Genomic DNA, 23,131 nt, shown 5'->3' on the forward strand with positions numbered 1-23,131 from the left:
GGGCGAGCGCAACGAGCGCGGTGACCGGGGCGAGCGGGCCGAGCGCGGCGACCGCAACGAGCGTGGCGACCGCGGCGAGCGGGCCGAGCGGGCCGAGCGCGGCGACCGCAACGAGCGGGGCGACCGTAACGACCGGGACCGGGACCGTAACGACCGGGACCGCAACGACCGCGACCGCAACGACCGTGGGCAGCGCGCCGAGCGCGCCGAGCGGGACAACGACGGCGACGACGACGGCGAGGGCGGCGGCCGGCGGGGCCGGCGCAGCCGTTTCCGCGACCGTCGGCGCGGCCGTGGCGACCGTGCCGAGGGCGTCGAGGGCGGCGGCGGCCGGGAGCCGCAGGTCAGCGAGGACGACGTGCTCGTCCCGGTGGCCGGCATCATCGACGTGCTGGACAACTACGCCTTCGTCCGGACCACCGGTTACCTGGCCGGCCCGAACGACGTGTACGTCTCGATGTCCCAGATCAAGAAGTACGGCCTGCGCCGGGGCGACGCGATCACCGGTGCGGTGCGCGCGGCCCGCGAGGGCGAGCAGCGGCGGGACAAGTACAACCCGCTGGTGCGGCTGGACACGGTCAACGGCATGGAGCCCGAGGAGGCCCGCCGCCGTCCCGAGTTCTACAAGCTCACCCCGCTGTACCCGCAGGAGCGGCTGCGGCTGGAGACCGAGCCGCACATCCTCACCACCCGGGTCATCGACCTGGTCACGCCGATCGGCAAGGGCCAGCGGGCGCTGATCATGTCGCCGCCCAAGGCCGGTAAGACCATGGTGTTGCAGGCGATCGCCAACGCGATCACCCACAACAACCCGGAGTGCCACCTGATGGTGGTCCTGATCGACGAGCGGCCCGAAGAGGTCACCGACATGCAGCGGTCGGTGAAGGGCGAGGTCGTGGCGGCCACGTTCGACCGCCCGCCGCAGGACCACACCACCGTCGCCGAGCTGGCGATCGAGCGGGCCAAGCGCCTGGTCGAGCTGGGCCACGACGTGGTCGTGCTGCTCGACTCGGTGACGCGGCTCGGTCGGTCGTACAACCTGGCGGCGCCGGCCAGCGGCCGGATCATGTCCGGTGGTATCGACTCGACGGCGCTCTACCCGCCGAAGCGGTTCCTCGGCGCGGCCCGCAACATCGAGAACGGCGGGTCGCTGACCATCCTCGCCACCGCCCTGGTGGAGACCGGTTCGGTGATGGACACGGTCATCTTCGAGGAGTTCAAGGGCACCGGTAACGCGGAGCTGAAGCTGGACCGGAAGATCGCCGACAAGCGGACCTTCCCGGCCATCGACATCCACACCTCCGGCACCCGTAAGGAGGAGATCCTGCTCGCGCCGGAGGAGTTGGCCATCACGCACAAGCTCCGCAAGGTCCTGCACTCGCTGGACTCGCAGGCGGCGCTGGATCTCCTGCTGGACCGGCTCAAGCAGACCCGGACCAACATCGAGTTCCTGATGCAGATCGCCAAGTCGGCGCCGGGCGAGTAGCCCGTCGCAGCACCCGAGAAAGGGGCACGGCCGTTCGCGGTCGGGCCCCTTTCCGGTGCTCAGGCCCGCAAGACCGGCAACCGGATTCGTCCCGTTCCGCCTGCATCCGGTCGATGCGGTCCCGGTGTCCGGGTCGGCTCCCTGGCCGGGACCTGCCCCCGGTGTCCCGTCCGGCCGCCGTCGGTTCCGGGCCGGCGTGGCGATGAGACGGGTCACCCCGGTCACGGTCATGGTCCGGGCCGGGCCGGGAATGCGGGTGGTCCGGAGCGTGTTGGGGGAGCTGTGCGGCCCGGTTGCCGGGTCGGCGCAAGCCCGTGGCACACTGGTCAATCGGCCACCGGTTCCGGTTCACGCCCGTCCCGACCACACCGTCGGGGGCACCTCACCCGGGCGACCCGGCGACCATCCACGAAAGGACCGAGGCGACATGAAGGCAAACATCCACCCGGAGTACGTGACGACCCAGGTCACCTGCTCCTGCGGCAACTCGTTCACGACCCGCAGCACCGCCAAGGGCGGCTCGATCCACGCCGAGACCTGCAGCGCGTGCCACCCGTTCTACACGGGCAAGCAGCGCGTGCTCGACACCGCGGGCCGGGTCGCGAAGTTCCAGCAGAAGTACGCCAAGGTTCAGGCCAAGAAGGCCAAGTAACACGCGCGTCAGGCGCCCGCGTCCGGTTTCCGCCGGGCGCGGGCGCTACTTTCATGTCTGCCGGTTCCACCCCGATTTCCATGTCTGCCCGGTTCCATCCTGATCGTGGTCGAAGGAGCATCCCCGCATGAGCAGCGAGCGCCTGGCCGCCCTCCTCGACGAGTACGCCGAGCTGGAGAAGCGGCTGGCCGACCCGGAGCTGCACACCGACCAGGGCACCGCCCGTCGGGTCGGCCGCCGGTACGCCGAACTGGTCCCGCTGCACAAGGCGGCCGGTGAGCTGGAGCAGGCGCGCGCCGACCTGGTCGCGGCGAGGGAACTGGCCGCCGAGGACCCCTCCTTCGCCGCCGAGGCCGAGTCCATCGCGGCGACCCTGCCGGCGCTGGAGGAGCGCCTCGCGGAGTTGCTGATCCCGCGCGACCCGCACGACGCCAAGGACGTGATCGTCGAAATCAAGGCCGGCGAGGGCGGCGAGGAGTCCGCCCTGTTCGCCGGGGACCTGCTGCGGATGTACACCCGGTACGCCGAGCGGCGCGGCTGGGTCACCGAGGTCATCGACGCGCAGGACTCCGACCTCGGCGGGGTCAAGGACGTCTCGCTGGCGATCAAGTCCAAGGGGGTGCCGGACGGCGGCAACGGCGTCTGGTCCCGGCTCAAGTGGGAGGGCGGGGTGCACCGGGTGCAGCGCGTCCCGGTCACCGAGTCGCAGGGCCGCATCCACACCAGCGCGGCCGGCGTCCTGGTGCTGCCCGAGGCCGAGGACGTGGACGTCACCATCGACCCGAACGACCTGCGGATCGACGTCTTCCGCTCGTCCGGGCCCGGCGGCCAGTCGGTGAACACCACCGACTCGGCGGTGCGGATCACCCACGTGCCCACCGGCATCGTCGTCTCCTGCCAGAACGAGAAGTCCCAGCTCCAGAACCGGGAGCAGGCGATGCGGATCCTGCGGGCCCGGCTGCTGGCCGTCGCCCAGGAGCAGGCCGACGCCGCCGCCTCCGACGCCCGCAAGGCCCAGGTCCGGACCGTGGACCGCTCGGAGCGCATCCGCACCTACAACTTCCCGCAGAACCGGATCACCGACCACCGGATCGGCTACACCGCGTACAACCTCGACCTGTCCCTCGGCGGTGACCTGGACGGCGTCCTGGACGCCCTCGCCGAGGCCGACCGCGCGGCCCGCCTCGCCGGCTCCCCCGACCTCGCCCGCCGCTAGGTGTAAGGAGGGGCCCCCTGTTAACACTTTCGGTAGAGGAAGGGCCCCTTGTTAACCACGCCGCCGGGGGCGCGGTGGCGAGCGGGCGCGGTGTGCCCGCTGCCCGGATCGGCGGCCGGCGGGCCGGCCCGCTACCCGGTCGGTCGGGCCCAGGCCACGAAGCGACGGTCGAGCAGCGCGGGCGGGACCGGCTGGCCCAGCCCGGTGAGGTGGCCGGCGGCTTCGTCGCGCAGCGCCGCCAGGTGGTCCAGCAGCCCGGCCCGGTCCTCGCGGTACTCGCCGAGGAGCCGGAGCTTCGCCGCCGAGCAGGGCCAGGCGATGCCGCAGCCCCGGCAGCGCCAGGTCGGACGGGTCGGCAGGTGACCCCGGCGGCGGCTGCCGTACCGGCGTTGGTTCACGTGGCGACTCACGGCTCGGCCCGCGCGGCGCGACGGCGGGTCGGCGTGTTCCCACCGGCGCGGCGGGGCACCTGCTGCGCGGTCGCGCGCCGGACGGCGACCCGGCCGGACGCCGCCGGCGGGTCGGTCTGCCGGACCATCCCGGCGGGCATGACGTACAGCTCGCGGCGGGCGACCGCGTCGCCCCGGGCGTCGAGCTGGTAGCAGTCGATCCAGGTCCAGCCGTGGTACGTGGGTCGGTCGGCGTGGTGGTGGATCACCCGGACGGTGATCGGGCGGGCGAACTGCACGCTCGCCGCCCTGGTCAGCAGGAACACGTCGCCGGGCCGGATGGACATCGTCGGGCTCCCTGATCCGGTGGTGGAGTGGAAGGGGGTGCCCGCCAACCCGGTGGGAAGCTGTCAGGGCTGGACAGAAGCCCTCTGCCGGTCGCGCCGCACGTACGGAACGTTGCCAGCGCGTCGCGGACGGTTGAACCGCCGGGATGGGATCATCGGGGGACGTTTTCGGGAGGTCCCCACGATGCCGAGAAACGAAGCCCTCCGGCAGGCGCTCGCCGTGGCCGGTATGACCGTCGGCGACCTGGCCGCGCGCTGCGACGTCGACCCGAAGACCGTCGAGCGGTGGGTCAGCCGGGGCCGGGTTCCGCACCCGCGCTCCCGGGTGCGGGCTGCCACCGTCCTGAGGAAAGATGTGGATGTGTTGTGGCCCGATGTCGTCCGGCGCGCGGTCAAGCTGGGAGCCGACCGCGAGATCGTCGGTGTCTATCCCCGTCGTTCCGACCTGCCGCGCTCGCTCTTCGGCGACCTGATCGGGCGGGCCGGGACGCGGCTGTGGTTCGGTGGGTACACGAGCTACTTCGTCTGGCTGGAAGTGGCCGGAGCTCCGGCCAGCCTGGGGGCCAAGGCCGGTGCCGGGGCGGACGTCCGGTTCCTGCTGGGTGATCCGGCCAGCGCCGTCACGGCCGAGCGCGAGCGGGTCGAGGCGACGCCGTTGACCCTCTCGACGCGCATCGCGATGAGCCGGGCCGAGATCGCGAAATCACCGTCGACCCTGCCGGTCCGGCTCTCCGACCGGCACATCGCCATGTCCGTCTGGATCTTCGACGACGAGGCGGTGGTGGCCACCCACATCGGTGCCGGGCTGGGCCAGGACTCGGTGACCCTGCACCTGCGCCGACGCGGCGAGGGCGGCCTCTTCGACCGGTACGCCGAGCACTTCGAGGCGCTGTGGGCGGACGCCGCACCCGCCGACCGGGGCGACCTCGTCACGTAGTCACGGCCGCCGCCGACGGCGGTGGGCCGGGTCAGGGGGTACGGGACTGGGTTTTGGTGCCCAGCATGGCGCGGTCGGCCTCCTCGAAGGCGGTGTGCAGGGCGCTGCGCAGTGACGGCCCGGAGCCGCTGACCTCGGCGAAGCCGACGCTGACCCCGACCGGGGTGCCGGGGACCAGGGACTCCCAGTCCTCGGTGCGCACCGCCGCGCCGATCCGGCGGCCCACCTCGGCGGCCTCGGTCATCCCCGCCCCGGCCAGCACCACCACGAACTCGTCCCCGCCGTAGCGGGCGACGAAGTCGCCGCGTCGCATCACCCGGTTGATCACCCCGGCGACCCGCTGGAGGACCAGGTCACCGGAGTGGTGGCCGTGTCGGGTGTTCACCGCCTTGAAGCCGTCGAGGTCGCAGACGCCGATCACCACCCGCTCGCCCCGGCTCACCGTCGCCGCGATGTACCGCTCCAGCCGACGCCGGTTGGGCAGCCCGGTCAGCGGGTCGGTGAGCGCCTCGCCCTCGTACCGGGCGGCCTCGCGGCGCATCTCCTCGTGGTCGATCCGGGCGGCGACGCCGTCGATGTAGACGTCGCGGAGCCGGTCGTTGCGGTGCGCGGCGAGCCGGAACGCCAACCGATCGGCCTGGTGGGCGGCGGCGTGGTCCCCGGCCCGGCCGAGCGCGATGCTGCGCAGCCGGGCCGGCTCGGCCGCGCCCAGCGTCTCGTTGGAGACCCGGGCCCGGTCCAGCCGGGTGACCGCCTCGATCGGGCGGCCGTCCGCGACCGCCAGGCAGGCCTGCCCGAGTTGGCGCATGTCCCGGGCGCGGGCGCTGTCCCCGCCGTACCCGAGGAGCCGGATCGGGTCGGCGTCCCCCCGGGTGGCCGGGTCGCCGAGGGCGGCCCGGCGGGCGGCGGCGTATCCGTACGCGGCCAGGCTGCTGGGCCGCAGCGAGTCGGCGCGGCCGGCGCCCAGGTACCGCTCCAGGTCGACGGCGATGTCGCGGAGCACCCGCAGGCAGCCGTCGCTGTCGCCGTTGTGGTCGAGGGCGAGCGCGTTGCGCAGCCGGATGCCGGGGGCGGCGAAGGTCTCCTCCGGGATGCCCACGCTCACCCCGAGTTGCCGGGCCCGCTCGATCGCGCCCAGCGCGTACCCGTGGAAGCCGAGGTACGAGTAGGCCATGGCGAGGTCGTGCCAGGCCCAGGCGGTGTCCCGGTCGACGTCCCCCACCGCGCCGAGCGCGCGGGCGGCCCGGACCAGGTGGGTGACGCAGCGGTCCAGCGCGCCCTGGTGCTGTGCGGCGAGCGCGGCCAGCGCGTCGAGGTGCCCGTGCAGGTAGGGCTCGGGGAGGTCCCGGACGGTGCCGGAGGCCTCCTCGATGGCTCGGGTGAATTCTGCCGTACGACCGAGATTGATCAGTGCCGACAGGCGTTGCACCAGCGCGTCCGCCCGCGCGTACGGGTCGGTGGTGGTGCGGATCACCTGGTCCAGGATCGTGTACGCCTCGGCCGAGCAACTTGCTTCCTGCAAAGACCGGGCCTGCGTGAGCGCATCAACCTGGTCGGTGACCCGGTCGAGCCAGCCCACCCGCACCCCTCTCGTCGGTGTGTGCCCGCGCCCGCCGATTCGCCGCGGACGCTCCGGACCCATCATGATTATCCCGTGACGGCCGGTCTAGGACACCCCCCGAGGGGTACGGAACCGCAGCGACCCTCGGCGGCGGTGGCCGCGGCGGCCCGGGAGTTGGCCGCGGCCGGCGTCGAACCGGCCCGGGTCGAGGCGGAGTTGCTCGTCGCCCACGTGCTCGACGTGCCCCGAGGGCGGTTGGCGCTGGCCGACCCGCTCGGTCCCGACCAGCTCGCCCGGCTGCGCGCGCTGGTCCACCGCCGGGCGGCCCGGGAGCCGTTGCAGCATCTCACCGGCCGGGCCGCGTTCCGACATCTGGAACTCGCGGTCGGTCCGGGGGTGTTCGTGCCCCGACCCGAGACGGAGCTGCTGGCCGGCTGGGGGATCGGCCGGGCCCGCGCCGCGACCGCCACCCGCCCGCCCGCCGGGACCGTCGGGGCTGGCGGGACAGTGACCGGCCCCCTGGTGGTGGACCTGTGCAGTGGTTCGGGGGCGATCGCCCTCGCGGTCGCCCAGGAGGTGCCGGCCGCCCGGGTGGTGGCGGTCGAGCGCTCGCCGGAGGCGCTGGTGTGGCTGCGGCGCAACGTGGCGGAGCGGGCCGCCGCCGGGGACCGGCCGGTGGAGGTGGTGGTCGGCGACGTCACCGACCCGGACCTGCTCGCCGGGCTCGCCGGCACCGTCGACGTGCTGCTCTGCAACCCGCCGTACGTGCCCCGGGCGGTGGCCGTACCCCCGGAGGTGGCCGGCCACGACCCGGACGAGGCGGTCTTCGCCGGCGCCGACGGCCTGGCGGTGATCCGGCCGCTGGTCGCGGTGGCGGCGCGGCTGCTGCGCCCCGGCGGAGGACTGGGGGTGGAGCACGACGACAGCCACGGTCGGGTCGTGCCGGACCTGTTCGCCGCCGACGGGCGGTTCACCGACGTCGGGGACCACGCGGACCTCGCCGGGCGGCCCCGGTACGCCACCGCGTCCCGCCGGTCGGACGCCAGCCACGGTGCCGGGGGCACGACGTGGCAGACTTTCTCCTCGTGATGCTCTACGACTGCCGGTCGCCCGCCGATCGGGACCGCGGCGTCGCCGCGGCCATCGAGGCGGTCAAGAACGGCGAGCTGGTCGTCCTGCCGACCGACACCGTCTACGGGATCGGCGCCGACGCCTTCGCCCCGTACGCGGTGAAGGCCCTGCTCGACGCCAAGGGGCGGGGCCGGCAGATGCCACCGCCGGTGCTGATCGGATCCCGGCACACCCTCGACGGGCTGGTCTTCACCCTGCCCCAGGCGGCCCGGGACCTGGTCGAGGCGTTCTGGCCGGGGCCGCTGACCATCGTGATCGAGCACTCGCCCAGCCTCCAGTGGGACCTCGGCGACAAGACCGGCACGGTGGCGGTCCGCATGCCGTTGCACCCGGTCGCGCTGGAGGTGCTGCGGGAGACCGGGCCGATGGCGGTCTCCTCGGCCAACAAGACGGGGCAGCCGGCCGCGACCACCGCCGAACAGGCGCGTGACCAGCTCAGCTACTCCGTGCGGGCGTACCTGGAGGCCGGGCCGTGCCCGGACCCGGTGCCCAGCTCGATCGTGGATCTCACCACCGAGGAGCCGCAGCTCCTGCGGGCCGGGGCGATCCCGCTGGAGAAGCTGCGGGACGTGGTGCCGGACATCGTCGAGAGCCGGGTGGGGTAGTGCCCCCGTTCACCGTCCTGCACGTCTGCATGGGCAACATCTGCCGTTCCCCGATGGCCGAGCGGTTGCTGGCCCGTGAGGTGCAGGAACGGCTGGGCCGGCAGGGGCCGACCGACCCGGGCCGCGCCGACGAGCTGGTGCACAGCCACAGCGCGGGTACCGGCGGGTGGCACGCCGGCGAGGAGATGAACCCGCCGGCGGCCCGGCAGGTCACCGCGCGCGGCGGTGACGTCGCCGGGTTCGCCGCCCGCAAGCTGCGCTCCGACCAGATCGACGCGGCGGACCTGGTCCTCACCGCCACCGCCGACCAGCAGGAGTACGTCGTGGCGCTGCGGCCGGACGCCGCCGGGCGCACCTTCGTGCTCGGTGAGTTCGGCCGCCTCCTGGCGGCGGTGGACGCCGACGCGCTGCCACCGGCGGCGGCGACCCCCGACGCGGTGTACGCCCGGGGGGTGGCCCTGGTCGACGCCGCGCACGCGGCCCGCGAGGGGGCCGCCTCGCTGCCCGCCGACGACCTGGACGACCCGTGGGGACGGGGCGACCAGTGCTTCCACCGGGTCGCCGACGAGATCGAGGAGACGGTACGGCCGCTCGCGGCCGTCCTGCTGCCCTGATCCGGGGGGTGCCGTCCCCCGAAAGCGTCCTTTGTGCGAGCTTTCTCCGGATTCGTGGCCGTTTGGTCGTGGATGCGGCTCATCTCTGGTCATGCTGAACGGGTCCCAGCGACCGGCTCCTGCGGGGGAAGCTGATGATCCGGACCCGACTCCACACACTGTTCACCGTGCTGATCGCCGGCCTGTTGGCCGGTCTGGCGCTGGCCGTGGCGGCCCTGCCGGCGGCCCTGCTGCTCGGCATCGGGGTGCGCTCCGTCATCGGCCCGTACGCCGAACTGCCCAACTCACTGCGGACGCCACCCACCGCCCAGCGCTCCAACCTCTACGCCAACGACGGGGTGACCCTGATCACCTCGTTCTACGCCGAGAACCGCACCGACGTGCGGCTGGCCGAGGTCGCGCCGGTGCTGCGGCAGGCCGTGGTGGCCGCCGAGGACCTGCGCTTCTACCAGCACCGGGGCGTCGACGTGCGGGCGGTGATCCGGGCGTTCGCCGCCAACCAGCGCGGCGGGCCCCGGCAGGGCGCCTCCACGCTGACCATGCAGTACGTCCGGAACGTGCTGCGCAGCGACCCGCGCCTGAGCGAGGAGGAGCGGCGGGCGGCCACCGAGATCAGCAACGCCCGCAAGATCCAGGAGATGCGGTACGCCCTGGCGCTGGAGCGGGAGCTGACCAAGGACGAGATCCTGACCCGGTACCTGAACATCGCGTACTTCGGCTCCGGCGCGTACGGGGTCTCCGCCGCCAGCCACCGCTACTTCTCCAAGTCGCCCCGGCACCTGACGCTCGCTGAGGCGGCGCTGCTGGCCGGGCTGCTGCGGTCGCCCGACAACGACGACCCGATCGACGGCGACGCCGACGCGGCGCTGGCCCGCCGGGGGTACGTGCTCGACCAGTTGGTCGCCGCCGGGCAGGTCGCCGCCGCCGACGCCGAGCGGGCCCGGATCGCGCCGCTGGGGCTGCGCCCCAGCCACACCCCGAACGACTGCACGGCGGTGCCCGACGCGCGCAACGACTGGGGCTTCTTCTGCGACTGGTTCACCCGTTGGTGGAACACCCAGCCCACCTTCGGCGCCTCGGCGGAGGAACGGCAGCGCACCCTGCGGCGGGGCGGTTTCCGCATCGTCACCTCGCTCGACCCGGCCGTGCAGGCGACCGCCCAGCGCGAGGTGCTGCGGGTGTACGGCATCGGCGACCGCCGGGCCGCGCCGACGGCGGTGGTCGAGCCGACCACCGGCCGGGTGCTCGCCATGGCGGTCAACCGCCGCTACGGCGTCGCGGCGAACCCGCCCGGCCAGCGCAACCACCCGAACACGGTCAACCAGTTGGTGGCGGGCGGTGGTGACATCGTCGGCTACCAGGCCGGGTCGACGTTCAAGCTCTTCACCATGCTCGCCGCGCTGGAGGCCGGGCTCCCGCTGCGGACCACCTTCACCGCCCCGTCCCGCCTGGTCACCGAGTGGCCCGTCAGCGGGCCGAACGGGTGCGACGGCTTCTGGTGCCCGAGCAACTCCACCCCCGAGACGCAGAACGGCCCCCGGACCATGTGGGACGCCTTCGAGCGCTCGGTCAACACGTACTTCGCCTGGCTGGCCGGGCAGGTCGGGGCCGACCGGGTGGTGGAGATGGCCGAGCGGCTCGGCATCGTGCTGCGGGCCGAGGAGGACGCCCGGCTGGCCCGGTACGGGGCGAAGGACTGGGGGCCGTTCACCCTCGGGGTGGCCGCCACCACCCCGCTGGACCTGGCCGGGGCGTACGCCACCGTGGCCGCCGAGGGCAGGTACTGCAAGCCGCTGCCGGTGCTGACGATCACCGACGCCGCCGGCCGCCCGGTCCCCGCCGCCCGCCCGGACTGCCGGCAGGTGCTCGACACCGACGTGGCCCGCGCCGCCACCGACGCCGCCCGCTGCCCGGTCGGCGACCAGTCGATGTACGGCGGCTGCACCGGCGCCGGCACCGCCGCCGGCCTGCGGCCCCGGCTGGGCCGCCCGGTGGCGGGCAAGACCGGCAGCTCCGAGGGGTACGGCACGGAGACGGTGGTCGCCTTCACCCCGCAGCTCGCGGTCGCCTCGATAGCGACGAACCCCGACGACCCGGGGGACGCGGTCGGCAGGGCGGTGCAGGCGCACCTGGTCGACGTGGTCGGTGAGGTGCTCGCCACCGGTCTGGCCGGTCAGCCGGTCCGGGACTTCGTTCCGCCCAGCGAGGTGATCGCCAACCAGGTCACCGGCGCCCGCGCCGGCAACTGACCGCCGCCCGCGTGCCCGCCGCCCGCTGCCCGCCGCCCGCCGGGTACCGGGTGGCGGGCGGCGGTGTTAAGAAGGGGCCCCTGCTCTACCGGAAGCGTTAACAGGGGGCCCTTCCTTACCGGGGGGTTTCGGCGTGGTGGGCGATGTTGCGGGCCATGCCGCCGAAGACGACCGTGTGGAACGGGGCCACCGCCGCCCAGTACGCGTGCCCGGCCAGGCCGCGCGGGAGGAAGACGGCCCGCTGCACGTACCGGCTCTGGCCGTCTCCGGCCGGTTCGGCGCGCATCTCCAGCCAGGCCCGGCCGGGCAGGCGCATCTCGGCGCGCAGCCGTAGCAGTTCGCCGGGGACGATCTCCTCGACCCGCCAGAAGTCCAGCGCCTCGCCGACCCGGAGCCGGTGCGGGTCGCGCCGCCCCCGGCGCAGCCCCACCCCGCCGACCAGCCGGTCCAGCCAGCCCCGGACCGCCCAGGCCAGCGGGAAGGAGTACCAGCCGTTTTCGCCGCCGACCCCCTCGATCACTCGCCACAACTCGGGCACGGTGGCGGTTACCAGCCGCTCCTGCACGTTGGTGTAGAACGAGCCGCCGGACCACTGCGGGTCGGTGGGCAGGGGCTCGGCCGCCGCGTCCGGCCCGCACGCGGTCGACCAGCGCGTCTCCACGTCGGCGTCGCGGACCTTCGTCAGGGCCAGCCGGACCGCCGCGTCGAATCCGGTCAGCCCGCCGGGCGGGTCGGGGACGTACCGGGCGATGTCGTGCTCGTGCGCCACCGCCTCGTGGACCAGGCTCTCCACCAGGGGACGGGCGATCCGGTTGGGGACCGGGGTGACCAGACCGACCCAGTACGAGGAGAGCGTCGGGGTCAGTGGGCGCACCGGCACCACGATCCGGCGGCGCAGCCCGGCCACCGCCGCGTACCGCTGCATCATGTCGGTGAAGGTGAGCACGTCCGGGCCGCCGATGTCGAAGGCCCGGTTCACCCCGGCCGGCAGGTCCAGGCAGCCGATCAGGTAGTGCAGCACGTCGCGGACCGCGATCGGCTGGATGCGGTTGCGCACCCAGCGCGGGGTGACCATGACGGGCAGCCGCTCGGTCAGGTACCGCAGCATCTCGAACGACGCCGACCCGGAGCCGATGATCACCGCCGCCCGGAGCACGGCGGTGGGCACCCCGCTGGCCAGCAGGATCCGCGCCACCTCGGCGCGCGAGCGCAGGTGCGCCGAGACCTCCGCCTCGGTCGGCTCCGGCCCGCCCAGGTAGACGATCCGGCGTACGCCGGCCTCCCGGGCCGCCGCCGCGACGTTGGTGGCGGCCTCGCGGTCGGCGGCCTCGAACCCGGCCTGTCCGAGCGAGTGCACCAGGTAGTAGACGACGTCCACCCCGCGCATCGCGGCCGGCAGGGTCTCCGCGCGGCGCAGGTCGCCCTCGACGATCTCGACCTGCGTGGCCCACGGCACGTCCCGGAGTCGACCGGGGGTGCGGGCCAGGCACCGGACGGTCCGCCCCTCGGCCAGCAGCCGGGGCGCCAACCGTCCGCCGATGTATCCGGTGGCACCGGTGACCAGGCATCTCACGGTCTCCAGTGTGCGGCCCCATAGACTCGGTCGCTGTGGACATCGCAACGCCCACCTTCTGGGGGCCGGACTTCGACCAGCTCAGCGCCGTCGACCCGGAGATCGCGCAGGTGGTTCTCGGCGAGTTGGACCGGCTCCGGGGCGGCCTGCAACTGATCGCCAGCGAGAACCTGACCTCGCCGGCCGTGCTGGCCGCGCTCGGCTCGACGCTGACCAACAAGTACGCCGAGGGGTACCCGGGACGGCGCTACTACGGCGGCTGCGCCGAGGTGGACCGGGCCGAGGAGATCGGCATTGCCCGGGCCCGGGAGCTGTTCGGGGCGGAGCACGCCAACCTCCAGCCGCACTCCGGGGCGAGCGCCAACCTGGCCGCGTACGCGGCGCTGGTGCAGCCGGGGGACACCGTGCTGGCGATGGAGCTGCCGCACGGCGGCCACCTCACCCACGGCAGCCGGGTGAACTTCTCCGGCCGCTGGTTCGGCACGGTCGGGTACCCGGTCCGCCCCGACACCGAGCTGATCGACTACGACGAGGTCCGGGACCTGGCCCGCGCCCACCGACCCAAGATGATCATCTGCGGCGCGACCGCGTACCCGCGCCTGATCGACTTCCGCCGGTTCCGGGAGATCGCCGACGAGGTCTCGGCGTACCTGGTGGTGGACGCGGCGCACTTCATCGGGCTGGTCGCCGGCGGGGCGATCCCCTCCCCGGTGCCGTACGCCGACGTGGTCTGCGCGACCACGCACAAGGTGCTGCGCGGTCCCCGGGGCGGGATGATCCTCTGCCGGGAGTCGCTGGCCCAGCGGATCGACAAGGCGGTCTTCCCGTTCACCCAGGGCGGGCCACTGATGCACGCGGTCGCGGCGAAGGCGGTGGCGCTGCGCGAGGCCGCCCAGCCGGAGTTCCGCACGTACGCCGCCCGGGTGGTCGACAACGCGCGGGCGCTCGCCGCCGGGCTGGCCGACGAGGGGATGCGCCCGGTCTCCGGGGGCACCGACACCCACCTGGCCCTGATCGACCTGCGCGGGCTGGGGGTGACCGGGGCCGAGGCCGAGGCCCGCTGCGACGCCGCCGGGATCACCCTGAACAAGAACGCCATCCCGTACGACCCGCAGCGGCCGATGGTCGCCTCCGGCATCCGGGTGGGCACCCCCAGCGTCACCACCCAGGGCATGCGGGAGGGCGAGATGCGCCGGATCGCCGGCCTGATCGGGCGGGCGGTGCGGACCGACCCGGCGGACCCCGGCGGGGCCGACGCGACGGCCCGGATCGCGGCCGAGGTGGCCGAGCTGGTCGCCGAGTTCCCGGCGTACCCCCGATGAGCGCGCCGGAGGCGGGGCGGCCGTCGACGGACGACTCCCGGGCGGCCCGGTTCACCACCGACGCGCCCCCGGCGGGCCAGCCGGGGGCGATCCGGGCCCGGTTGCCGTTCCTGCGGTACACGCTGGTCGCCTGCGCGGTGCTGGCCCTGCTCATGGTGCCGGTGGCGGCGCTCTGGCGCGGCTCGACCAGCGCGGCCGGGGTGGCCGCCGGGATCGGCCTGGTGGTGGCCAGCTACCTGGTCTCCGGGCTCTCGGTGGCCTGGGCCGACGCGGTCAACCCGAAACTGATCATGCCGTTCGGTCTGGTCACCTACGGGATCAAGATCGTGATGCTCGGCGTGGCGATGTCGGCGGTGGCGGCCACCGGGTGGGCCGGGCTGCCCGACCTGGGGGTGGGCGTCATCGTCGCCGTGATCGTCTGGACCGGCGCCCACCTGACCTGGGCGTTACGCACCCCGCTGCCGTACGTGCAGCCGAGCGGCGACTGAGCCCGGCGCGCGTACCCGCAGGTGACGGCCGGTGCCGCGCGGCGGGCCGGTGTCGTGGTGACCGATCGTCGCGGCGTACCCGGAACCGGTCGGTCACTGGCCGTTCATGTCGGATTTTCGTCCGGCCGGTCGGGCTGCCCTGTCGTGGGGTACAGGAGTAGTCTGAGCCGCGGTTGACGCGCCCGCAGTACGCCCGCACGCTGTTCGCAGTGTGGGGGGTGCCGCACACTCCCGCGCGTCCCTGCTGATATCGTTCGCCTCGTCATGGGCGATGACCTTCACTCCAGCAAATCCGATGAGCACTCGTCGGAGGGTGTGGCCGGTGCCGTGGCGGGCTACCTGCTCGCCGGGATTGTGGCGTGGGGGTTCCTCGGATGGTTGGCGGAACGCTTCCTCGCTCTGCCGACCGGTCTCGGGGTCGCCGCCGGCATGATCCTCGGCGCAGCCGGAGCGATCTACCTGATCATGAAGAGGCTCAGTGCTTGAAGTGCCGGCACGTGCGGGTCTGTCGAGTGCGGAGGAAGACACGGTGAGCAGAGAGCTGGTCGCGGCCGAGGGCCTGCCATGGCCCCCCAGCGTCGGGGACTTCTATCCGCCGGAGCTGGCCGGCCCCTGGGTGACCAAGTTCGGCATCATGGTCTGGCTGGCCGTCGCCCTGATCATCATCTTCTTCATGGCGACCTACCGGAACCCGAAGCTGGTGCCGACCAAGGGCCAGTGGATGGCCGAGTCGGTCTACGGGCTGGTGCGGGACAACATCGCCCGGGAGCAGATGGGCAAGGAAGGCATCCGCTTCGCCCCCTACTTCACGGTGCTCTTCTGCTACATCGCGGTGACGAACCTCTTCGGTATCACGCCGTTCCTGCAGATCTCGCCGAACTCGCACATCGCCTTCCCCATCGTGCTCGCGGCGATCACCTACATCATGTACATCTACATCGGTGTCCGTAAGCACGGTCTGGGTCGCTACCTGAAGCAGAGCCTGATCCTGCCCGGTATCCCGTGGCCGATGCACTTCCTGCTGATTCCGATCGAGTTTCTGCAGACGTTCATCAACCGGCCGGTCACCCTGGCGGTGCGACTCTTCGCCAACATGTTCGCCGGGCACCTGATCCTGCTGGTCTTCACCGTCGGTGGCTTCGTGCTGCTGGCCTCGGACAACATCCTCATCCAGGCGACCTCGGTGTTCGCCTTCCTGATGGCGATCCTGATGGCCTTCTTCGAGGTCCTGGTCGCCCTCCTGCAGGCGTACGTCTTCGTGACCCTGAGCGCCAACTACATCGGGTCGTCGCTGGCCGACGAGCACTGATCCCCGCTCGGTGGGCCGCCCGGCCGACCAAGCTTCTGGTACCGACCGCGACGCGTGAAACCTCACGCGCCAAACAGGAGGAATACCCGCAATGGACGTTCTCGCCGCTATCAACGGTAACGTCAACACCATCGGCTACGGTCTCGCCGCCGTCGGCCCGGCGATCGGTGTTGCCCTGATCTTCGTGGCGTACATCAACTCCAGCGCCCGTCAGCCGGAGTCCGCCGGTTACAACCGGACCTGGCTGGTGCTGGGCTTCGCCCTGGTCGAGGCGCTCGCCCTGTTCGGCCTGGTGCTCGCCTTCGCCGTTAGCTGACCGTCCGCTCTTCGACCCGGAGGTCCGACATGATTCTCGCCGCCGAGGGCCACCACCCGCTCGTGCCGATCTGGCAAGAGGTCGTCATCGGGACGATCGCCTTCGCCCTGCTCTGCTTCGTCCTGATGAAGTTCGTCCTGCCGCGCATGGAGGAGATGTACCAGGCGCGGGTCGACGCGATCGAGGGCGGCATCAAGCGCGCTGAGGCGGCTCAGGCCGAGGCGAACCAGTTGCTGGAGCAGTACCGCGTCCAGCTCGCCGAGGTGCGGACCGAAGCGGCCAAGATCCGGGACGACGCCCGGGCCGACGCCGAGGCGATCCGTACCGAGATCCTCACCAAGGCCCGTGAGGAGTCCGACCGGGTCATCGCGGCCGGCCGGGAGGCGTTGGCCGTCGAGCGGGAGACCCTGGTGCGCGAGCTGCGTGCCGAGGTCGGCGGGCTCGCGGTCGACCTGGCCAGCAAGATCGTCGGTGAGTCCCTCGCCGACGAGGCCCGCCGCAAGGGCACGGTCGAGCGGTTCCTGACCGGTCTCGAGAGCGCGGGGGCCCGCTGATGCAGGCCGCCAGCCGGGAGTCGTACCGGGTAGCGGTCGAGCGACTGGAGGCGTACGTCCGGGGCGCGCAGTCGCAGGCGGTCGTCACCACCGCCGAGGAGCTGCTCGCCGTGGCCGGTCTGCTGCGTCGGGAGCCCCGGCTGCGCCGGGCGCTGTCCGACCCGGCCCGACCCGGGGCGGACCGGTCCGCGCTGCTGGCCGGAATGCTCACCGGCAAGATCGGCGCCGACGCGCTCGACCTGGTCGGCGCGCTGGTCGCCGGTCGCTGGTCGGCACCGTCGGAGTTGCTCGACGGGGCCGAGCGGCTCGGGGTGGAGGCGCTGATGGCCGGCGCCGAGGCAGCCGGCGACCTCGGTGAGGTGGAGGACGAGCTGTTCCGCTTCGGTCAGCTCGTCGACGGGCAGCCGCAGCTGTCCAACCTGCTGACCGATCCGATCGCGCCGGTGACCCAGCGCGCCGGGCTGGTCCGGGACCTGCTGACCGGTAAGGCGCGTCCGGCCACCGTGACCCTGGTCGAGGTGGCGCTCTCCGGGTTCGGTGGGCGCTCCTTCCACGGGGCGCTCACCCGGCTGGTCGAGCTGGCCGCCGAACGGCGGGACCGGCAGGTCGCGTACGTGACCGTGGCCGCCCCACTGGGTGACGACGAGGAACGCCGACTGGGCGACCGCCTGTCGCAGATATACGGTCGGCAGGTCGACGTCAAGCAGAACGTCGACCCCGCCGTGCTCGGTGGGGTCAGCGTTCAGGTCGGTGCGGACCTCTACGACGGCACCGTCCTGCGCCGCCTCACAGAGACCCGCAACGCGCTCGCGAAGCGCTGACCGGCACAGCCACACAGCGCACCTGTTTGACAGACGCCATTCGGACCGGTCGGTACTAGGTATCCCGGGCCCCTGATACTTAAGGAAGCAGAGGATGGCCGAGCTGACCATCTCGACGGAGGAGATCCGTGGCGCCCTGGAGCGCTACGTCTCCGCCTACTCGCCCGACGTCTCCCGTGAGGAGGTCGGCACCGTCGCCGACACCGGTGACGGCATCGCCCACGTCGAGGGGCTGCCCTCGACCATGACCAACGAGCTGCTGGAGTTCGAGGACGGCACCCTCGGTCTGGCGCTGAACCTCGACGTCCGGGAGATCGGTGTCGTCGTCCTCGGCGACTACGCCGGGCTCGAGGAGGGGCAGCGCGTCAAGCGCACCGGCCGGGTGCTCTCGGTGCCGGTCGGCGACGGCTTCCTGGGCCGCGTGGTCGACGCGCTCGGCCAGCCGATCGACGGCCTCGGTGAGATCGCCAACGAGGGCTACCGCGAGCTGGAGCTGCAGGCTCCGAACGTGATGGCCCGCAAGTCGGTCGAGGAGCCCCTCCAGACCGGTATCAAGGCGATCGACGCGATGACCCCGATCGGTCGGGGCCAGCGGCAGCTCATCATCGGGGACCGGAAGACCGGCAAGACCACGGTCGCCCTGGACACGATCCTCAACCAGCGGGAGAACTGGGCCTCCGGGGACCCGACCAAGCAGGTCCGCTGCATCTACGTCGCCATCGGCCAGAAGGCCTCCACGATCGCCTCGATCAAGGGCATCCTGGAGGAGGCGGGGGCGATGGAGTACACCACCATCGTCGCCTCCCCGGCGTCGGACCCGGCCGGCTTCAAGTACCTGGCCCCGTACACCGGCTCGTCCATCGGGCAGCACTGGATGTACGGCGGCAAGCACGTCCTGATCGTCTTCGACGACCTGAGCAAGCAGGCCGAGGCGTACCGGGCCGTGTCGCTGCTGCTGCGTCGCCCGCCGGGCCGTGAGGCGTACCCGGGTGACGTCTTCTACCTGCACTCCCGGCTGCTGGAGCGCTGCGCGAAGCTCTCCGACGAGCTGGGTGGCGGCTCGATGACCGGTCTGCCGATCATCGAGACGAAGGCCAACGACATCTCGGCCTTCATCCCGACCAACGTCATCTCGATCACCGACGGCCAGATCTTCCTGGAGACCGACCTGTTCAACCAGGGCGTCCGGCCGGCGATCAACGTCGGTACCTCGGTCTCCCGGGTCGGTGGCGCCGCGCAGGTCAAGCCGATGAAGAAGGTCGCCGGCTCGCTGCGGCTGAACCTGGCCCAGTACCGGGAGCTGGAGGCGTTCGCCGCCTTCGCCTCGGACCTGGACAAGGCCTCCCGCGCCCAGCTGGAGCGGGGTGCCCGCCTGGTCGAGCTGCTCAAGCAGCCGAACTACTCGCCGTACCCGGTGCAGGAGCAGGTCGTCTCCGTCTGGGCCGGCACCGAGGGCAAGCTGGACGACATCCCGGTCGGCGAGGTCCGCCGCTTCGAGTCGGAGTTCCTCCAGTACCTGCGGCACAAGCACGAGGGTGTGCTGGCGGCCCTGGCCGACCACAAGTGGGGCGACGACGTGATCGCCGCGCTGGACACCGCGATCGGCGAGTTCAAGCAGCTCTTCCTCGGCAAGGAGGACGAGCGCCGGATCAACGAGGCGCCGGCCGAGCCGCTGGAGGGTGAGCAGGACCGCGAGACGGTCACCCGGTACAGCGGTGGCGCCCCGGCGCAGAAGCAGTAGGGCCGGGAGATGGCCGCGCAGGTACGCGTTCTTCGTCAACGGATCCGTTCGGCGAAGGGGATGAAGAAGATCACCAAGGCGATGGAGCTCGTGGCGACGAGCCGCATCGCCAAGGCCCAGGCGCGGGTGGAGGCGTCCCTGCCGTACTCCCGGGCCATCACCGGCGTGCTCTCCGCGCTGGCGTCCAACGCGCAGCTCGACCACCCGCTGCTCACCCCCCGTCCGCAGGTGCGGCGGGCCGGCGTCCTGCTGGTCACCGCCGACCGGGGACTGGCCGGTGGCTACAGCTCCAACGCGATCAAGACGGCCGAGTCGCTGATGGCCCGGCTCCGGGACGAGGGCAAGGAGCCGTTGCTCTACGTCATCGGGCGTAAGGGTGTCGGGTTCTTCCGGTTCCGGGACCGGCCGATCGAGGCGAACTGGACCGGCTTCTCCGAGCAGCCGACCTTCGCCGACGCCCGGACCGTGGGGGAGACGCTGATCAAGGCGTTCACCGCCGGTGCGGACGACGCGGACGGCGGTCCCGGGCCGGACGGGGTGCGCGGGGTGGACGAACTGCACATCGTCTACACCGAGTTCCACTCGCTGATGACCCAGAACCCGGTGACCCGGATCCTCGGTCCGATGCAGGTCGAGAGCCGGCCCCGGTCGGAGGCGAAGCCGGGGCAGCTCCCCGATTACGACTTCGAGCCGGACGCCGAGGAGCTGCTGGACGCCCTGCTGCCGAAGTACATCAACACGCGGATCTACGCGGCGTTGCTGGAGTCGGCGGCGAGCGAGTCGGCGGCCCGGCGGCGGGCGATGAAGAGCGCCACCGACAACGCCGAAGAGATGATCGAGAAGTACACGCGTGAGATGAACTCGGCCCGCCAGGCCGGGATCACCCAGGAGATCAGTGAGATCGTCGGCGGCGCGAACGCGCTGGCCGCGTCGGGAAGTGAAGTGTGATGACTGTTTCCGCAGTGGCTGGGGGACCAGCCCCGACCAACACGGCCACCGGTCGCGTGGTCCGGGTCATCGGCCCGGTCGTCGACGCCGAGTTCCCGCGCGACGCCATGCCGGACCTGTTCAACGCCCTGCACGTGGGCGTGACCCTCTCCGGCGGCGAGAAGACGCTGACCCTGGAGGTCGCCCAGCACCTGGGTGACAACCTGGTCCGCGCCATCTCGATGCAGCCGACCGACGGTCTGGTCCGGGGTGCCGAGGTCCGGGACACCGGCGCCCCGATCCGGGTGCCGGTGGGCGACACGGTCAAGGGCCACGTGTTCAACGCGATCGGCGAGTGCCTCAACCTCACCGAGGGCGAGACGCTCAGCCCGGACGACCACTGGGGCATCCACCGCAAGGCCCCGGCCTTCGCGGACCTGGAGCCGAAGACCGAGATGCTGGAGACCGGCATCAAGGTCATCGACCTGCTCGCCCCGTACGTCAAGGGCGGCAAGATCGGTCTGTTCGGCGGTGCCGGCGTGGGCAAGACGGTGCTCATCCAGGAGATGATCACCCGGGTGGCCCGGAACTTCGGTGGTACCTCGGTCTTCGCCGGCGTGGGTGAGCGCACCCGCGAGGGCAACGACCTGATCGCCGAGATGACCGAGTCCGGCGTCATCGACAAGACCGCGCTGGTCTACGGCCAGATGGACGAGCCGCCGGGCACCCGGCTGCGGGTCGCGCTCTCCGCGCTCACCATGGCGGAGTACTTCCGCGACGTGAAGAAGCAGGAGGTGCTGCTCTTCATCGACAACATCTTCCGCTTCACCCAGGCGGGCTCGGAGGTCTCCACCCTGCTCGGCCGGATGCCGAGCGCGGTGGGGTACCAGCCGACCCTGGCCGACGAGATGGGCGAGCTCCAGGAGCGGATCACCTCCGTCCGGGGCCAGGCCATCACCTCGCTCCAGGCGATCTACGTGCCGGCCGACGACTACACCGACCCGGCCCCGGCGACCACCTTCGCCCACCTGGACGCGACCACCAACCTGGAGCGGTCGATCTCCGACAAGGGCATCTACCCGGCGGTGGACCCGCTGGCGTCCTCGTCGCGGATCCTCGCCCCGGAGTTCGTCGGCGCCGAGCACTTCGCGGTCGCCACCGAGGTGAAGCGGATCCTGCAGAAGTACAAGGACCTGCAGGACATCATCGCCATCCTCGGTATCGAGGAGCTCTCCGAGGAAGACAAGATCGTCGTCGGCCGGGCCCGGCGGATCGAGCGCTTCCTGTCGCAGAACACCTACGCGGCCGAGCAGTTCACCGGCCAGCCGGGCTCGACGGTCCCGATCAGCGAGACCATCGAGGCGTTCAAGAAGATCAGCGAGGGCGAGTACGACCACTTCCCCGAGCAGGCCTTCTTCATGTGCGGTGGCCTGGAGGACCTGGAGGCCAAGGCCGCGGAGCTGATGAAGAGCTGACCTGCGGGCCGTTCCGACGGCAGCAGCGTCACCAACGACGAGGGACCGCCCCGGTTGCACCGGGGCGGTCCTCGTTCATCTCGGGGGCCTATGATCCCCCGGGTCCGGTTCCTTGACGGGACGTTTCCCGTTTCGCGAGGTACCGTCGATCCGCAGCGCCCGTCGGTGGACGGGCGTTGATCCGTGCAACGAACCGGCTGCGTACGCCCCTTCCCTCCCCGTGGGCGTGACGAAGGAGATGCTCGTGGGTAAGGGCGGCAAGCGCGGTGGCAAACGCTCGATGTGGGCGGGGGTGCCCCGGTGGGCACGGCTGTGCACGGTCTTCGGCGTCGCCCTGATGATGCTCAGCGGCACCACGCTGGTCGGCGCGGAGGCGCTGATGGCGCGCTACGAGGGTGCCGTCGGCAAGGGTGACCTCTTCGGCGACCAGGCGGCCGGGGCGGCGGAGCGCAAGGTCGACATCAAGGGGCCGGTGAACATCCTGCTGGTCGGCATCGACCCGCGCGACGACAAGACGCCACCCCTGTCGGACTCGATCATGGTGTTGCACGTGCCGGCCGAGATGGACCGGGCCTACCTCTTCTCCATGCCCCGGGACCTGTACGTGGAGATCCCGCCGTTCGAGAAGGCCAACTGGAACGGTGGGCGGGGCAAGCTCAACGGCGCGATGTCGCACGGCAGCATCGTCCCCGGCGGGAACCCGGACCCGGCGCGCGGCTTCGAACTGCTCGCCATGACGGTGCAGCAGATCACCGGGATCGAGCGCTTCGACGCGGGCGCGATCATCAACTTCACCGGCTTCCGGAAGATCGTGGACGCGATGGGCGGCGTCACGATGAACATCGAGCGCGAGGTGCGCTCCGAGCACCGGGAGCCGGACGGCACGCACCGCAAGGGCAACCCGAACGGTTCGGGCTACATCGGCCCGCAGGCGGTCTACCCGAAGGGCGAGCAGCACCTGGAGGGCTGGCAGGCGCTGGACTACGTCCGGCAGCGGTACCCCAAGAACGGCGTGCCGGACGGCGACTACGGCCGCCAGCGGCACCAGCAGCAGTTCGTCAAGGCGATGGCCAACCAGGCGCTCAGCTCCGACGTGGTGACCAACCCGATCAAGCTGGACCGGGTGCTCCGTGCCGCCGGTGAGTCGTTGATCTTCAGCGGCCGGGGCAACACCATCGCGGACTTCGGCTTCGCGCTGAAGGACATCCGCCCCGACTCGATCACCATGGTCAAGCTGCCCGGCGAGAACATCGGCACCGGCAGCGCGTACCAGGGGGAACGACTCGTGCCGGAGGCGCAGGACTTCTTCCGGTCGTTGCAGAGCGGGACGGTCGACGCGTTCCTGCTCGAACACCCCGACTTCCGCAACAAGGAACAGTGACCCCCGGCGTGGCTCCCACCACCCGCGTTGGGAGCCC

General features: G+C 72.1%; 23 protein-coding genes. 19 read left to right on the forward strand and 4 right to left on the reverse strand.

Translation table 11 applies throughout. From position 1 onward, the window contains the following. The 3 genes from rho to prfA form a co-directional block, all read left to right on the forward strand. Positions 1-1,486: transcription termination factor Rho (rho, locus tag AWW66_RS08460; RefSeq protein WP_067362288.1), on the forward strand; the 1,486-nt coding region annotated here is incomplete at its 5' end. A 427-nt stretch (positions 1,487-1,913) separates the two neighbouring features. Beyond that, entirely contained in the window at positions 1,914-2,138 is a 225-nt protein-coding gene (rpmE, locus tag AWW66_RS08465) for a 50S ribosomal protein L31 (protein WP_067362291.1), read from the forward strand. Positions 2,139-2,265: 127 nt separating this feature from the next. Then, on the forward strand, positions 2,266-3,354 hold the full coding sequence (gene prfA, locus AWW66_RS08470; RefSeq protein ID WP_067362294.1) for a peptide chain release factor 1: 1,089 nt from the start codon (positions 2,266-2,268) through the stop codon (positions 3,352-3,354). Positions 3,355-3,485: 131 nt separating this feature from the next. Here the strand turns inward: prfA and AWW66_RS08475 are convergent, their stop codons facing one another. Continuing rightward, a complete protein-coding gene (locus AWW66_RS08475; protein WP_067362298.1) occupies positions 3,486-3,752 on the reverse strand; it encodes a flavin reductase in 267 nt (88 codons plus the stop codon). A gap of 8 nt (positions 3,753-3,760) precedes the next feature. Continuing rightward, positions 3,761-4,090, reverse strand: a complete 330-nt coding sequence (locus AWW66_RS08480; RefSeq protein ID WP_067362301.1) for a hypothetical protein — start codon at positions 4,088-4,090, stop codon at positions 3,761-3,763. A 184-nt stretch (positions 4,091-4,274) separates the two neighbouring features. Here AWW66_RS08480 and AWW66_RS08485 point away from each other — a divergent pair, with 184 nt between their 5' ends. Next, positions 4,275-5,027 (forward strand): helix-turn-helix domain-containing protein, encoded by a 753-nt coding sequence (locus AWW66_RS08485; protein WP_245648047.1) that lies wholly within the window; start codon positions 4,275-4,277, stop codon positions 5,025-5,027. Positions 5,028-5,058: 31 nt separating this feature from the next. On the opposite strand, the gene AWW66_RS08490 is transcribed toward AWW66_RS08485, so the two are convergent. Continuing rightward, positions 5,059-6,606, reverse strand: a complete 1,548-nt coding sequence (locus AWW66_RS08490) for a GGDEF domain-containing protein (RefSeq protein WP_067362437.1) — start codon at positions 6,604-6,606, stop codon at positions 5,059-5,061. Between the two features lie 135 nt (positions 6,607-6,741). On the opposite strand from AWW66_RS08490, the gene prmC reads away from it, so the two are divergent. The 4 genes from prmC to AWW66_RS08510 all read left to right on the forward strand — a co-directional run bounded on the left by prmC (position 6,742) and on the right by AWW66_RS08510 (position 11,187). After that, positions 6,742-7,677, forward strand: coding sequence for a peptide chain release factor N(5)-glutamine methyltransferase (gene prmC / locus AWW66_RS08495; protein WP_067362304.1), 936 nt, complete (start codon positions 6,742-6,744; stop codon positions 7,675-7,677). After that, positions 7,677-8,324 carry an L-threonylcarbamoyladenylate synthase gene (locus AWW66_RS08500; protein ID WP_067362440.1) on the forward strand — a complete coding sequence of 216 codons (648 nt, stop codon included), beginning with the start codon at positions 7,677-7,679 and terminating at the stop codon, positions 8,322-8,324. The genes prmC and AWW66_RS08500 overlap by 1 nt, the downstream gene beginning before the upstream one ends. Further along, entirely contained in the window at positions 8,324-8,938 is a 615-nt protein-coding gene (locus AWW66_RS08505) for an arsenate reductase/protein-tyrosine-phosphatase family protein (protein ID WP_067362307.1), read from the forward strand. The genes AWW66_RS08500 and AWW66_RS08505 overlap by 1 nt, the downstream gene beginning before the upstream one ends. A 134-nt stretch (positions 8,939-9,072) precedes the next feature. Next, complete coding sequence (locus tag AWW66_RS08510) at positions 9,073-11,187, forward strand: transglycosylase domain-containing protein (protein ID WP_067362310.1); 2,115 nt, start codon at positions 9,073-9,075, stop codon at positions 11,185-11,187. A gap of 115 nt (positions 11,188-11,302) precedes the next feature. Here the strand turns inward: AWW66_RS08510 and AWW66_RS08515 are convergent, their stop codons facing one another. Next, positions 11,303-12,760 carry an SDR family oxidoreductase gene (locus AWW66_RS08515; protein ID WP_067362313.1) on the reverse strand — a complete coding sequence of 486 codons (1,458 nt, stop codon included), beginning with the start codon at positions 12,758-12,760 and terminating at the stop codon, positions 11,303-11,305. A 35-nt stretch (positions 12,761-12,795) separates the two neighbouring features. On the opposite strand from AWW66_RS08515, the gene AWW66_RS08520 reads away from it, so the two are divergent. The 11 genes from AWW66_RS08520 (at position 12,796) to AWW66_RS08570 (ending at position 23,094) form a co-directional block, all read left to right on the forward strand. Then, on the forward strand, positions 12,796-14,082 hold the full coding sequence (locus AWW66_RS08520) for a serine hydroxymethyltransferase (RefSeq protein ID WP_211271875.1): 1,287 nt from the start codon (positions 12,796-12,798) through the stop codon (positions 14,080-14,082). Then, the gene (locus tag AWW66_RS08525; RefSeq protein WP_067362316.1) at positions 14,079-14,570 is read left to right on the forward strand and encodes a hypothetical protein; all 492 of its coding nucleotides are present in this window, start codon (positions 14,079-14,081) and stop codon (positions 14,568-14,570) included. Before AWW66_RS08520 ends, AWW66_RS08525 begins: the two co-directional genes overlap by 4 nt. Before the next feature lie 264 nt (positions 14,571-14,834). Continuing rightward, positions 14,835-15,056 carry a hypothetical protein gene (locus tag AWW66_RS08530; RefSeq protein WP_067362319.1) on the forward strand — a complete coding sequence of 74 codons (222 nt, stop codon included), beginning with the start codon at positions 14,835-14,837 and terminating at the stop codon, positions 15,054-15,056. Position 15,057: 1 nt separating this feature from the next. Further along, a complete protein-coding gene (gene atpB, locus AWW66_RS08535; protein WP_067362322.1) occupies positions 15,058-15,879 on the forward strand; it encodes a F0F1 ATP synthase subunit A in 822 nt (273 codons plus the stop codon). Positions 15,880-15,970: 91 nt separating this feature from the next. Continuing rightward, positions 15,971-16,195, forward strand: coding sequence for an ATP synthase F0 subunit C (atpE, locus tag AWW66_RS08540; RefSeq protein WP_067362325.1), 225 nt, complete (start codon positions 15,971-15,973; stop codon positions 16,193-16,195). A 29-nt stretch (positions 16,196-16,224) separates the two neighbouring features. Continuing rightward, complete coding sequence (locus AWW66_RS08545) at positions 16,225-16,749, forward strand: F0F1 ATP synthase subunit B (RefSeq protein ID WP_067362328.1); 525 nt, start codon at positions 16,225-16,227, stop codon at positions 16,747-16,749. Continuing rightward, positions 16,749-17,570 carry a F0F1 ATP synthase subunit delta gene (locus AWW66_RS08550; protein WP_067362331.1) on the forward strand — a complete coding sequence of 274 codons (822 nt, stop codon included), beginning with the start codon at positions 16,749-16,751 and terminating at the stop codon, positions 17,568-17,570. The genes AWW66_RS08545 and AWW66_RS08550 overlap by 1 nt, the downstream gene beginning before the upstream one ends. A gap of 94 nt (positions 17,571-17,664) precedes the next feature. Beyond that, positions 17,665-19,311 (forward strand): F0F1 ATP synthase subunit alpha, encoded by a 1,647-nt coding sequence (gene atpA / locus AWW66_RS08555; RefSeq protein WP_067362335.1) that lies wholly within the window; start codon positions 17,665-17,667, stop codon positions 19,309-19,311. A gap of 9 nt (positions 19,312-19,320) precedes the next feature. Then, entirely contained in the window at positions 19,321-20,259 is a 939-nt protein-coding gene (locus tag AWW66_RS08560) for a F0F1 ATP synthase subunit gamma (protein ID WP_067362338.1), read from the forward strand. Continuing rightward, positions 20,259-21,713: a F0F1 ATP synthase subunit beta gene (atpD, locus tag AWW66_RS08565; RefSeq protein WP_067362341.1), complete on the forward strand. Its 1,455-nt coding sequence runs from the start codon at positions 20,259-20,261 to the stop codon at positions 21,711-21,713. The genes AWW66_RS08560 and atpD overlap by 1 nt, the downstream gene beginning before the upstream one ends. Before the next feature lie 238 nt (positions 21,714-21,951). Beyond that, on the forward strand, positions 21,952-23,094 hold the full coding sequence (locus AWW66_RS08570; RefSeq protein WP_067362447.1) for an LCP family protein: 1,143 nt from the start codon (positions 21,952-21,954) through the stop codon (positions 23,092-23,094). Positions 23,095-23,131 lie beyond the last annotated feature (37 nt).

The organism is Micromonospora rosaria, from assembly GCF_001567585.1.
In the GTDB taxonomy this organism is placed as follows: Bacteria; Actinomycetota; Actinomycetes; order Mycobacteriales; family Micromonosporaceae; genus Micromonospora; species Micromonospora rosaria.